The sequence below is a fragment of the Marvinbryantia sp. genome (assembly GCF_047017445.1).
Lineage (GTDB): Bacteria > Bacillota > Clostridia > Lachnospirales > Lachnospiraceae > Marvinbryantia.
This window is the reverse complement of the sequence record NZ_JBKXTT010000006.1, coordinates 163,979-177,150: the sequence shown is the minus strand read 5'-3', so window position 1 is coordinate 177,150 and position 13,172 is coordinate 163,979. Positions and strand designations below refer to the sequence as shown.

The following is a 13,172-nucleotide window of genomic DNA, read 5'->3' as shown; positions in this document are numbered from 1 at the left end:
AAGACAGTGGTTTACTACATGAATGCGGATAACAGGATGTGTGCGATGAAATACAGAGATATCCGCAGCGGCATAGAGCTGTATGAAATGGAAATAGAGGATCCGATACAGGGCATTGTAAAAATAAATTGCTATTGTATGGAGTTAGCCTTTCAAAAGGCATTTCGGCAGTTGGAGGAACAGCGCACCCTGTTGGATGAATGTAATGCGATTATTAATCTGATACCGATCAAATGTTTTTCAGCGCTGCGTTATAACGTAGATGAAGACTGGGAGGGAATAGATACATGGATCATACCGGAGCTGTATCAGAGAAAATTGGCGTCTGTTGTCAGGAAGAAGACAGAGATTATCTGGGTCCTTCAGGGAGTCGAAGGTCTTTGCGCGACTAATGATTTCTTCCAGCGGCCGGAAAATGCGATGGTATTGAATTTTCCGGTGAAAGAAGGGCTGCAGGAGATTGTTTCCCACTTTTTTGCGGAAATAGAAGAGGAGGCGTTTGAAGAAGCAGTACGGGATGATGCTGTATTTTTTGGATTTGATCTGGAAAACAGACAGGCAGGCAGAATCGGAGAAAATGCAATGAAATTCTGGATATTAGCGTCTTTTGGACAGCTTTTTCAGGAAATAGAACTCGTTTTATGTGAAGAAGACTCTGAATAGGAGAAAAATATCCTCTGCGGTTTCCCAAACAGGAGAGACCGAAGAGGATATTTTTTGCCTGCCCAAAAGCATTACAGGGCTAAAAATGTCTTGAAATTGTCATAAAAATGCGCGAATATACGGGTATCCTGGAGGACAGGAAAATTTACAAAAGAGGAAGGGAGTCGGGGGCAACGATCTTTTTTGAAAAGGAGGGGATAGATACCGCCGATCTGTCAGGGAGCTTTCTTCTGACAGCGCTGGCTGCGATCGCGCAGGAAGAGAGTCGTTCGATTTCCGCTAATATAAACTGGGGAAATCAGAAACGATTTCCGAGAGGGGAGGTGCGCAACAAGGATATTTACGGTTATCGCTTTACCGGGGAATATCTTACGACAGAAAGCGGTTATCGCTATCGGGCAGTGGCGCCGGTGGAGAAGGAAGCGGAGGTGGTTCGCTGGATATTTCAGAAATATGTAGAAGGAATGACGTTTAAGGAGCTGGCGAGAAGCCTCAATTTCCAAAAGATTCCGCGCAAGGTGAGCTGCTACACGAAAAAACGGCTGGAGCATGCGGCAAAGGGGCAGCTGAAGGGGGAGATCGAGGAGGGCTGGACTTCGCAGCAGATCGGCGATATTCTGGCAAACGAGTGCTACACCGGAGATGTACTGATACAGAAAACCTATACCGAGGACTATCTGACGCATAAGGTGAGGGAGAATAAAGGAGAAATCGTACAGTATATTGTACACGATCATCATCCGGCGATCATCAGTCATGAATTGTTTGCACGGGCGAAAGAAAAACGAAAAATGGAAGCGATTACAAGAGTGTCAGGCAGGGCGGCAAAACCACATGCGCTTTCCGGCAGGCTGATTTGCGGGCACTGCGGGCGCTTTTACAATGTCCGCAATACAAAATACCATCCGATCTGGTTTTGTCCGTCCACAATAAAAAATAATGGAAGAATGCTTTGCGGCAATGAAAAGGTATATGAGGAACAGGTCGTCCGGATGTTTCGGAAAGCCCTTCTGGAGCGTTTTCGGCTCACCGCACAGGCAATCCCGGACGATGTGGGAAGCGGTGACATTTTAAGTGGGAGTTATGAAAATTGCGGGGAACATAAGCTGGATTTTGCAGACGGGATGACGAAGTTTGTCGGTCAGATGCTGGAACGGCTGTCGCGTATGCAGCGTGTCGATTTCATAGAGCGGGACAAGGAGTTTCTCAGACAGCAGGTGCGAAAAGCATTGGCCGATATGGAAAACGCTCAAAAAGAGAAGGATGACGAGGCGGCGGCACTTGCCGGAGAGCGGGAAAAGAGCTGGAGAGAGCGGCTTTCTTATATTGGAAGGCTACTGGGAAGAACTGGAGGCGTCTCATATGCACAGGGAGCGGGCAATTGCATGGATGCAGGAGCTTCCGCCGGGAGAAGATGGATTTTTTATGTTTTTAAATGGGATGACAGATCGGTATGTGAGTGCGTTTGTCCTTTCTGTTGTGGTTCATGATGCCCTCCATTACACCGTACACTGGTTTGACGATACAAGAACAGAGGTGGAGCTGCATACGAAGGTTGATGATCACAGGCGCGCACATTCCCGGTTGACAGACGGGGATGTGCAGGAAGGTGGGATAATTTTATGAGGAAGGTGGAGATGATTCCGGCTACAAAGTGTTCGGCAAAGAATATAGTGCGGATAAAAACAGCCAGAGAACTGCGGGTTGCCGCTTACTGCCGGGTTTCTACCGATGCGGAGGAGCAGCAGAATTCCTACGCTAATCAGAGAGCTTTCTACACCGGATATATTAATGGGAAGGAGGGCTGGAGGCTGGCGGGAATCTATGCGGACGAGGCGATCTCAGGGACCAGCCGTGCTCATCGAAAAGAGTTTAACCGCATGATGGAGGATGCGGCTGCCGGAAAAATAGATTATATTGTGACGAAATCAATCTCTAGGTTTGCCCGCAACACGGTAGATACCTTGAATTGCGTGAGAGAATTAAGACGATTTCAGCCGCCGGTCGGCGTCTATTTTGAAAAAGAAAACATTGACACGCTTGACGCGTCGGGTGAGCTGATCCTGACGATCCTGTCTGCTCTGGCGCAGGACGAATCACGGTCTATTTCGGAAAATATCCGCTGGACCTTTCAGAAAAATTTCCAGGAAGGCAAGCCGCAGATTAATCTGAAGCAGATGCTTGGCTATGATAAGGGAGCGGATGGAGCGTGGGTGATAAATCCGGCGCAGGCGGAGGTTGTCCGTTTCCTTTTTCAGCAGTATGTAAGCGGGTATTCTGCGAACGCTGCCGCAAAGCAGGCGAACGAGGCGGGAATGCGTACGGTGAACGGAAAGCTGTGGACGGCCGGAGCCGTACTGAATGTTTTGCGGAACGAAAAGTATGTAGGTGATCTGGAAATGCAGAAGACAGTTACCAGGGATTTTCTGACGCACCGGTCGGTAAAAAACCATGGGGAAGCGCCGAAATATTATGTGAAGGATCATCATGAGGGGATTATTGACCGGCCCACATGGGAAAAGGTACAGAGGCTTCTTGGAGCGGGCAGGAACTCCGAAAAAACAGAAGACAGCATCCGGCAGAGATGTGCGGGGAAAACGGCGTTTTCAAATCTGAGATGCGGTGTACAGACAGAGCAGGGTGTGTGCGGCGGCAGTTTCCGGCGTATGACGTACTCGTCGTCAGCACACGGATATCGCGATGAGCGCAGCGCAGGCTTTCATGAGGAAGAGCAGACGGAAAGATACGTCTACGCGTATCCGTTATTTTGCTGCACGCACAGAAGGACAGGGAATGATTGTACGTCGAAAGGCATTCTGGAATGTGCGCTGGAACAGAGCTTTATGGAAATGCTTTACAGGCTGAAACGTGACGATCAGATGTACGGAGAGGATTCCTGGCTTGCGGCAGAATTTGAGCGTGTCTGTGAGATTGTGGAAAGATGCGGGAGCATAAAACGCGGTTCTGTGAATCGCAAAGCGCTTCTGGATGGGCAGATTCGGGAAACAGAACAATATCTGGAGCAGATAAAGGTGTCTGTGGATGAGGGGCGCCAGGGAATGCTGGGATCAGAAGTGCTTCGTTCCCGGTTAGAATGCTATCGGCAGGAAAGAGCAGCGCTGGAAGCGGAGCAGGGAGAGACGGCGGCTATGAAGAAAAATTATGCACTGTTTTTGGAATGTCTGCGGGAGCTTCCGGAATGCAATCCGGCGGGGATGCCGATAAAAATTAACGGTCTGGATACCCAGGGGACGCTTTTCAGAGAATGGAACGGCAGAGCAAAGAAAGGAATGCGCAGTGCGGTGAGCAGCGGGAAGATCCGGATCACACCGGAGCACATCGCAAATGCGCCTGATTATATAAAATTTGAAAAGGGGATTTATGCTGTCTTTATTCAGAATGGAAAGGTTTGCGGAGATGAAGTGGATTATATAACGAATTTTGGCGTGTAGCTGAAGAGCTATGGCAACAGCCGGACATTGAGCAGCTTTTTAGGGTATCGGAGGTGCAGAGAAGATGGAAAGGTGGAATTTTTGGATGAACTCTGGAAAGTAAATGATCGAAAGATGCGATATTACCGGACAGAACGAAAAAATAAAAATGCTGTCTGAGACAAGGGATAACGGGACAGGCAGGGCTGCCTGTCCCGCTTTTCACGAAAACTGCGACAGCGGCAGCGTTACGGTAAAGGCGCTGCCCCTGCCGGGCGCACTGTCTACGGTGATGTTTCCGCGGTGCAGCTCTAAAATCCGGGCGACGAGCGAAAGTCCAAGCCCGTTTCCGGCGACGGAGTGGGAGATGTCCGCCTGGTAAAATTTGTCGAAAATATATTTCTGTTTCTCCGATGCAATGCCGATGCCCTGATCGCGGATAACGGCGCGCACAGAGGAGCCTTCCCTTGCAAGCGAGATCATAATTTCGCTGTTTTCCGGTGAAAATTTGACAGCATTGTCGATCAGGTTCGTCCACACCTGCGTGAGCAGGGCTTCATTTCCGATCAGAAACAATTCTTCCATATCCTCTAAATGAAATGTGATATTTTTCTGCGTCCACTTCGCCTCCAGCAGTACGACGCACTGGCGGATCTGCTCGCTGAGATTGTAATGAGTGAAATCTGAGAGCAGCGTCATGCTTTCTACCTTTGAGAGGTTCAGCACGTTGGTGGACAGCTCAGAGAGACGCGCAGATTCCGAGATAATGATATCGAGATATTCCTGCTTTTCCGCCTCCGTCAGGTTTCCACCCTTCATCAGCCGGGCGAAGCCGGAGATGGAGACGATCGGCGACTTAAATTCGTGGGAAAAATTGTTGATGAAATCGGAGCGCAGCAGTTCGATGCCTGCAAGCTCGTCTGTCATCTGGTTGAAGGATTTTGACAGGTCGCGGAATTCCTTCGGATGCTCGATATAGATTTTGGTCTGGAAATTTCCCTTGGCCACCTCCCGGATCGCCTGGGTGAGCGTCTGGATGGGACGCAGGGGAAGATGTACCACAAAAAAGGTCAGCACGGTACCGATCACAATGCTGGTAAACGCATTCTGCAGCAGCATCGGGACGGGCGGCTCACCGGGATGGAAGGTGATCCAGCCCTGGCGGATAAAAAAGAAGGTGAGGGTATTGCTGAGAATCATCGTGACGGTGAGCAGCACAAATACAATGCCGGTGGTGATCAGCGTCATGCTTGTCATAAAGCCGGTTTTCTTTTTCATTGTGCATTCTCCTTTAACTGTGCCTTGTAGCCGAGCCCGCGGATCGTGACGATGGAAAAATCCGGGGAATGCTCAAACCGCTTGCGCAGGCGGTTAATGTGGACGCTGATAGTAGCGTCCGTGGACTGTGTGGACGGTCCCCAGATTTCCTCCATAAGCTGCAGGCGCGTAAAAATGTGATTGGGGAAGGACAGTAGCTTGTAGAGCAGAAAAAACTCCTTCTGCGGCAAAAGCTGCTCCTGTCCCTGGCAGGATACCGTGAGAGCGTCAAAATTGAGCGTCGTCGAGCCGACCGTGAGCTGACGGTCGGAGGCGATCCGCGCGCGGCGAAGCAGCGCGCCGATGCGCAGCAGAAGCTCCTCCTCGTTGACGGGCTTTGTCATGTAATCGTCGGTTCCGGCGAGGAAGCCCTTCTTTAAGTCCTCCGGGAGCTGCCTTGCCGTGAGCATCAGAATCGGGAGGTCGCTGCGGCAGTCGCGCAGAAGCTTTGTGAATTCGTAGCCGTCCATACCGGGCATCATCACATCCAGAATGATCAGATCGATCCTCTTTTCTTCCATGATTTTTAAGGCATCCTCCGCGCAGGCGGCACCAAAGGGACGGTACCCGGCGTTTGAGAGCACCGCGCACAGAAAGCGGCGGATATTTTTGTCGTCATCTACTACCAGTAATTGAAACATGTTCTGTCACCTCGTTTATTTGGTTTCTTCAGACCGCAAAGGCATACTTTTTATGTGGCGGTCCGGGCATTTTTTACATTTTAGCATGGAAATCTAAACGTAAGTTTAACTTTCCCAAAGTTTCACACAATTTTCAAAATCCCGTCCGTCAAGTTTAAATTCAGTTTAAGAAATGCGTCTAAGATAGGAACGAAAAGCGCGAGGGACAAATGGATTGCCGCGCGCAAATATAAGGATGGAGGTTTTTGCTTTGATAGAGGTAAAGAATTTAACAAAGCAGTATGGGAGCGCGAAAGCGGTGGATAACCTGTCGTTTACCGTGGAGCAGGGGCAAATCTACGGCTTTCTCGGTCCGAACGGCGCCGGAAAGTCGACGACGATGAACATTCTGACCGGCTATATCGCACCGAGCACGGGCGAGGTGCTGATCAACGGGCACAACATTCTCGACGACCCGGAGGCGGCGCGCAAATGCATCGGCTATCTGCCGGAAATACCGCCGGTCTACCCGGAAATGACGGTGGAAGAGTATTTAAGCTTTGCCGCCGGGCTGAAAAAGGTTCCGAAAAAGGAGCAGGAGGAAATGATTTATGACGTCATGGAGATGACGGATATCACGGCGATGAAAAAGCGTCTGATCCGCAATCTCTCCAAGGGCTACCGACAGAGGACGGGACTGGCGCAGGCGCTGCTCGGCTATCCGGAGATTATCATTCTCGATGAGCCGATGGTGGGGCTTGACCCCAAGCAGATCATTGAGATCCGTGAGCTGATCCGCGGGCTTGGGAAAAAGCATACGGTTATTTTAAGCTCTCATATTCTCTCAGAAATCAGCGCGATCTGCGATCATATCATGATTATCTCACACGGAAATCTGGTGGCGAGCGACACGCCGGACAATCTGGCTCATTTGATGAAGGGATCGGAGGCGCTGGAGCTGACCGTGGAGGCGGAGGAGAGCGATATCCGCCGGGCGCTTGCAGGCGTGGAGCGTATTGATGCCTGCGAAATAAAAACGTCCGACGAGAATGGCGCCTGTGACATTACGCTGAAAATGTCGGGCGGCACCGACCTTCGCAGAAAGCTTTTTTATCTCTTTGCAGAACAGAAAATGCCGGTGCTGCGTATGCAGCAGACGCGTGTTTCGCTGGAGGATGTATTCCTGCAGCTCACGGAAAATCCGGACGCTGCGGCAGAGCAGAAGGCGGAGAATATTAAGAAAAAACGCGGGCTGTTTGCCGGGAAAGGAGCAAAGAAGGAATGATTGCGATACTGAAAAAGGAAGTAAAGAGTTATCTGACTTCAATGGTTGGCTATGTGTTTATTGGGTTTATGCTGGTGGTGAGCGGTATTTATTTTACCGCCTACCATTTAAACGGTGCTTATCCGAAATTCGCTTACACGTTAAGCGCTGTTCTGGTGGTATTTCTGATCGCGGTGCCGATTCTGACAATGCGTATTCTTGCAGAGGAGCGCAGGCAGAAAACAGATCAGCTCCTTTTGACGTCGCCGGTTTCCGTACCGGAGATCGTAATCGGAAAATATCTGGCGCTGGTATGTATTTTTTTGATCGTAGTGCTTGCACTGGCGTTTTATCCGCTGGTGCTGTCGCAGTTCGGCAGTATTCCCTATGGGGAAACGTATGCGGCGCTCTTTGGCTTCTGGCTGATGGGCTGCAGCTTTCTTGCGATCGGACTTTACATTTCCTCCATTACGGAGAGTCAGGTGATCGCGGCAGTGCTGACATTTCTGGTGCTGTTTGTCTGCTACCTGATGGAGGGCATCGCCGGATTTTTCCCGGATACAGCGTCGTCCTCCTTCCTGGCGCTGGTGGTGCTGGCGGCAGGGGTCGCTTTTTTGATCCAGTACTGGACGAAGAACAGAGTGATCGCAGGCGCGTTTCTGATTCTGGGCGAAGCGGCGCTGGTCGTGACGTATATGGGAAACTCCGCCGCGTTTGAGGGAATCCTCCAGGATATTCTCAGTGTGTTTGATATTTCCGGGCATTTTTCGGAATTTGCCAGCGGAATATTTGACGTGACCGGAATCGTTTATTATCTATCTATTATTGGTGTATTTCTGTTTCTGACGGTTGAGTCAATTCAGAAGAGACGCTGGAGCTAGGAGGGGCAGTTCATGAAATTAAAAGCAATCAAACTGGAAAAAGAGAGACGACTGACGAAGCACGGTTCTTACAGCCTGGCGCTCACCGCGGTGGTCATCGCGGCAGCGGTCGTTGTAAATCTGATCGTCTCGGAGCTTCCATCGAAATATACGCAGATTGATCTGACAAGCGCGCAGCTTTCCGTGCTGACGGAGCAGAGCGAGGAGCTGCTGGATTCTCTTACGGAGGATATCACCATTTATTATGTGGTACAGGATAGTAACCGCGATACAAACGTCTCGCGCCTGCTGGAGCGCTATGCGGGCGCTTCGGGTCACATAAAGCTGGTGGAAAAGGATCCGGTGCGCTATCCGAAATTTACCGCGCAGTACACGGATGCGTCGCTGACGGAAAACAGTGTTATCATAGAGTGCGGCGAACAGAGCCGGGTGATAAACTATGAGGACATGTATGAGTCTGAATTTGATTATGAGTATTATTCCTATGAAATGACCGGGTTTGACGCGGAGGGGCAGATCACCAGCGCGATCGCCGCGCTTTCTTCGGGGAATCTGCCGAAGGTCTATATGCTGACCGGGCATAATGAGATGACGGTGGGCACGTCTCTGCAAAGCTCGATCGAGAAGGAGAATGTGGAGACGGCGGAGCTGAACCTGATCTCGGAAGAGCGCGTGCCGGAGGACGCGGATGCCGTTATGATTTTATCGCCGCAGCTGGATCTTACGGACGCGGAGACGCAGAAGCTGTTTCGTTATTTAAAGACCGGCGGGCGCGCCGTTATCGTGACCGATTATACGGATGTGGAGATGCCGAACCTGGAGTCTGTTCTGGAATATTATGGGATGGAAAAGGCGGAGGGCGTCGTTCTGGAAAGCGACAACGGACATTATGTGCAGGTGCCGTACTATCTGCTGCCGGAGGTTGAGAGCACGGAGATTTCTGAGGACCTGACGGGCAGCTATGTCCTGCTTGCCGCGGCGCAGGGACTGACGGTTTCAGACGACACGGGCGACGTAAGCCTTGGTACGGTGCTGGATGAGCTGGAGATCGCGGACGATGCGGCAGAGGAAGAGGCTGGTATGGAAGAAGAAACTGATGCGGCAGAGAGCAGCTCTGAGGGCGAAACGGAGACCGCCGAGACGCGCGTTGCAGTATTTACCTCATCCTCACTTCTGGATGAGTCGGCAAATCAGATGGTATCCGGCGGCAATTACCGTCTGTTTGTAAATACGGTAAGCTGGCTCTGCGGAAATGAGACGACGGTATCCATTCCGGTCAAGAACATTTCTGCAGAATATCTGATGGTTCCGGCGGCAAGCGCAAGCTTCTGGAGTATTGTGATGATCGGAATTATTCCGGCAGGATTTTTGCTTACCGGTCTTTACACCTGGCTGAAGAGGCGGAGACAGTAGCGGCGGAAAGGAACGTGTTATGAAGAGAAAAACCATTACCATGAGCGTCACGGTGCTGGCGCTCGCCGCTCTGGTGGGCGGATATATGACCCTGAAGGAGCAGAACGAAAAAGCAGAAGAGGAGGAAGCGCTGCTGGCGGAGGGCGAGACCGTCTGGGAGACGGATTCTGATAATCTGGAAAAAGTGTCCTTTTCCATAGGCGGCAGCGAATACACATTCCAAAAAGAAAACGGGGAGTGGCAGCTTGCGGATGACGAAACATTTCCGGTGGATGAGACGGTGCTGGAGGAGCTGATCACAGCGGTGACACCGCTGAAAGCCCTGCGCACGCTGACGGACGTGGAGGATACTGCACAGTACGGTATGGAGGAGCCGCAGAATGTGATCACGCTGGGGCTGTCTGACGGCACGGAGCAGGTGCTGACGATCGGTGATAACAATGAGAGCACAGGAAACGATTATCTGATGCTGGCGAATTCAGATTTCACTGTCTATACGGTCAATTCTGATATCAGAGCGGCGATTTATGACGGATTATACGATTATGCCGTGAGCGAGGAGCTTCCGGCGATCACGCAGACGAATATCACCGGGCTTGCGTTTACCAGCGCAGATACTTCCTATATGCTGTATGAGGAGGACGATGTCTGGAAGGTGGAGAGCGATGAGGTGAAGGATAACGCAAATACCGATATCACTTCGGAGCTGACGGCGCAGATTTCCGGTGTATATTATGTGGACTATCTGGAGCATAACTGCGAGGGAGAGGATCTGGCGCAGTACGGGCTTGCGGAGCCGTCTTCCACGCTGACGATCACCTATGAGGAGGACGAATCCGCCCGAAGCAGGACCATCAAAATCGGAGATACCGACAGCGAGGGAAATTACTACACACAGCTCTCCGGTTCCACAGAGGTGCATACCATTGCCTCCGGCATGGTAGAGCCGTTCCTTTCCTACACCCCGGAAGAGCTTGTACGGACGGGGAACGAAAGCGAAACGGAGGCGGAAAGCACAACTGGAGAGGAAAGCGAGAGCGAAACAGAGACGGAAGAATAGTACGTTTATCGGTGTTCACAAAAAAGTTATTTTCCGATGACAAAGTGAACACATTTTTCAGCGATAATGTCTGCTAAGATATAAAAACAAGGCAGAAAGGAGCTTGAAAATGGATAAAAATTATTATGAAAACAGGGAACCGCAGCAGGTTCCGGAATATGAAAGGGAACCGGTTCAGAAGAAAGGAAACGGGAAGCATCCGCAAACCGTCGGAGTTTTAATTGCGGCGGCGTTGATCGCGCTGGTGTGCGGCTATGTGGGAGCATGGGCAGCGGGGCAGACCAATGGAAAGGTGGTCATTCAGAAGGTGACAGGCGGGCAGACGGCGGATGAAAGTACAGACGGGGAAGCACTGGCAGCGACGGATGTCGCAGCGGCGATCAGCCCGACAGTTGTTTCCATTGCAACTGAGCAGATCCAGTACAATCAGTTCTGGTATGGTGCGCAGGTTTCCAGCGGCGCGGGGAGCGGTGTGATCATCAGTGAGGACGGCTATATTCTCACCTGCGCACATGTCGTCTCCGACGCGGATTCCATTATGGTAACGGATTATGAGGGCAATGAATATACAGCGCAGCTTGTTGGAAGCTACGAGGCGGGCGATATTGCCGTGATCAAGATCGATGCTGACGGTCTGCAGGCAGCAACCTTAGGCGACAGCGATGCTGTGAAGCTTGCGGAGACGGTATACGCAGTCGGAAATCCGGGCGGAACACTTGGCGGAAGCATCACGGACGGCATTATCAGCGCGACGGAGCGGACTATCACAGTGTCGCTGGACAGCAGTCAGAGTTATGGGTTTGCTTCCATGAACAATACCATTTCGCTGGACGTTATGCAGACGAGCACAGCGGTCAGCCCGGGAAATTCGGGCGGCGGTCTGTTTAACAGTAGCGGCGAGCTGATCGGCATTGTCAATGCGAAAAGCTCAGGCGAGAGTCAGGAGGGTATCGGCTTTGCAATCCCGATCAATACGGCGCAGGAGATTGCGGAATCGCTGATTAACAACGGTTATTATACCGGAGAGATGAGAACCGAGAGCGAGAACGATGCCGTGATGAACATCACCGTATCGGAGGTTGGCAGCCAGGTGGCGCAGCTTTCCGGTGTAGAGGCAGGGCTTTATGTCCAGGAAGTGCAGGAGGGCGGCGCGTCGGACGGTCTGCTGGAGGTAAACGACCGCATCATCAGCGTGGATGAGAAGGTCATCAAGACCACAAAGGAGCTTTCGAATGTGCTGGCAAAATGCGAGCCGGGAGAGACGGTCAGCGTCTCCGTGGAGCGTAGCGGCAGGATGATTACCGTCGATATCACGCTGGCGCAGAATCAGAACCAGTCTTCAGACAGTGAAAATGCGGAGTAGTATCGTAGCTTTATAATGAAAATATATAATGAAAAAAGGACGGGAGCGGCTGAAGAAACGCTCCCGTCCTTGTATGGTAATAGAAAGTTATGGTCTTTTAAATATAAAAATAGTGTTGCAAAAACTGTGTTTATGTGATATTATAAAAACATAGATGAGGAGGGCGATAAGTATAGAAACGACAATTGCAAAAAGTCTACGACTCTCAGATGCTATGGAAGCTTACGATGCCGCCTGCAAGAAGCTTCTTGCGGAAAAGCGGATACTTGCATGGATCATGAAGAATTGTATACGGGAATACCAGAAACTGAATATAGAAGATATCGCAGAGAATTACATCGAAGGGAAACCTCAGATCGCGGAGGTTCCGGTTCTGCCTGATGAAACAAACGCCCCAAAGATTCATGGGATCGGGACGGAGGATACCATCCTGTACGAGGGAACTGTTACCTATGATGTCCGATTCATTGCAATTCTTCCGGGTTCCGGGGAAGGAGTGCATCTGATCTTAAATATCGAAGCACAGAACGATTTTTATCCGGGGTATCCGCTCATCAAACGTGGTATCTATTATTGCTGCCGTATGATATCTGCGCAGTATGGGACGGAATTTACCGATTCCCATTATGAAAAGATAAAAAAGGTGTACAGTATCTGGATTTGTGTAAATCCGCCTCAAAACAGGCAAAACACGATTACGGGCTATTCTATTGCAGAGAAAAATGTGATTGGCGGTGCGCATGAAGAGATGGAGCATTACGATCTGCTGGCTGCAGTTATGGTATGTCTGGGAAAAACAGATGAACTGCCGCAGAATGGTGTCTTAAAGCTGTTGGGGACGCTTTTTTCTTCGAACATGAGTTACAGACAGAAGCAGCAGATATTGCAGGAGGACTTTGATATTCAGATGACAGAGACGTTGGAGAGGAAGGTGATTTTGGTGTGTAATTTAAGTAAGGGTTTAGTAGAGAAAGGGATAGAACAGGGCATAGAACAGGGCATTACCAGGGGCATTCTTGCATCTTTGAGAAATTTGATGAATAACATGGGCTGGACCGCCGAGCAGTCTATGGCAGCTTTGAATGTACCGAAAACAGAGTGGGAAGGATATCTTTCTATGATGGAATAAAAGCGTCCCCGGCAGTCTGCCGGGGATTTTT

11 protein-coding genes are annotated in these 13,172 nt (G+C 50.6%); 9 read left to right on the top strand and 2 right to left on the bottom strand.

The window, feature by feature from the left end; genetic code table 11:
- Positions 1–45: 45 nt before the first annotated feature.
- The 3 genes from ACLU9Q_RS08875 to ACLU9Q_RS08865 all read left to right on the top strand — a co-directional run bounded on the left by ACLU9Q_RS08875 (position 46) and on the right by ACLU9Q_RS08865 (position 4,115).
- A complete protein-coding gene (locus ACLU9Q_RS08875) occupies positions 46–663 on the top strand; it encodes a hypothetical protein (protein WP_412625042.1) in 618 nt (205 codons plus the stop codon).
- A 107-nt stretch (positions 664–770) separates the two neighbouring features.
- Positions 771–2,153 carry a recombinase family protein gene (locus ACLU9Q_RS08870; RefSeq protein WP_412625041.1) on the top strand — a complete coding sequence of 461 codons (1,383 nt, stop codon included), beginning with the start codon at positions 771–773 and terminating at the stop codon, positions 2,151–2,153.
- A 132-nt stretch (positions 2,154–2,285) separates the two neighbouring features.
- Positions 2,286–4,115: a recombinase family protein gene (locus ACLU9Q_RS08865; protein ID WP_412625040.1), complete on the top strand. Its 1,830-nt coding sequence runs from the start codon at positions 2,286–2,288 to the stop codon at positions 4,113–4,115.
- A gap of 201 nt (positions 4,116–4,316) precedes the next feature.
- Here ACLU9Q_RS08865 and ACLU9Q_RS08860 read toward each other — a convergent pair whose 3' ends face one another.
- Both ACLU9Q_RS08860 and ACLU9Q_RS08855 read right to left on the bottom strand, forming a co-directional pair.
- Entirely contained in the window at positions 4,317–5,372 is a 1,056-nt protein-coding gene (locus ACLU9Q_RS08860) for a sensor histidine kinase (protein ID WP_302591866.1), read from the bottom strand.
- Complete coding sequence (locus ACLU9Q_RS08855; RefSeq protein ID WP_302591867.1) at positions 5,369–6,052, bottom strand: response regulator transcription factor; 684 nt, start codon at positions 6,050–6,052, stop codon at positions 5,369–5,371. The genes ACLU9Q_RS08860 and ACLU9Q_RS08855 overlap by 4 nt, the downstream gene beginning before the upstream one ends.
- 250 nt (positions 6,053–6,302) lie before the next feature.
- Between ACLU9Q_RS08855 and ACLU9Q_RS08850 the strand changes: the two genes are divergently transcribed.
- The 6 genes from ACLU9Q_RS08850 (at position 6,303) to ACLU9Q_RS08825 (ending at position 13,141) form a co-directional block, all read left to right on the top strand.
- Positions 6,303–7,316: an ABC transporter ATP-binding protein gene (locus ACLU9Q_RS08850; RefSeq protein WP_302591868.1), complete on the top strand. Its 1,014-nt coding sequence runs from the start codon at positions 6,303–6,305 to the stop codon at positions 7,314–7,316.
- On the top strand, positions 7,313–8,176 hold the full coding sequence (locus tag ACLU9Q_RS08845; protein WP_302591869.1) for an ABC transporter permease subunit: 864 nt from the start codon (positions 7,313–7,315) through the stop codon (positions 8,174–8,176). Before ACLU9Q_RS08850 ends, ACLU9Q_RS08845 begins: the two co-directional genes overlap by 4 nt.
- A 12-nt stretch (positions 8,177–8,188) precedes the next feature.
- Positions 8,189–9,589, top strand: coding sequence for a Gldg family protein (locus tag ACLU9Q_RS08840; protein WP_412625039.1), 1,401 nt, complete (start codon positions 8,189–8,191; stop codon positions 9,587–9,589).
- A gap of 19 nt (positions 9,590–9,608) precedes the next feature.
- On the top strand, positions 9,609–10,649 hold the full coding sequence (locus ACLU9Q_RS08835; RefSeq protein ID WP_412625038.1) for a DUF4340 domain-containing protein: 1,041 nt from the start codon (positions 9,609–9,611) through the stop codon (positions 10,647–10,649).
- 109 nt (positions 10,650–10,758) lie between these two features.
- The gene (locus ACLU9Q_RS08830; RefSeq protein ID WP_412625037.1) at positions 10,759–12,012 is read left to right on the top strand and encodes a S1C family serine protease; all 1,254 of its coding nucleotides are present in this window, start codon (positions 10,759–10,761) and stop codon (positions 12,010–12,012) included.
- A gap of 214 nt (positions 12,013–12,226) precedes the next feature.
- A complete protein-coding gene (locus ACLU9Q_RS08825) occupies positions 12,227–13,141 on the top strand; it encodes a hypothetical protein (protein WP_412625036.1) in 915 nt (304 codons plus the stop codon).
- Positions 13,142–13,172 lie beyond the last annotated feature (31 nt).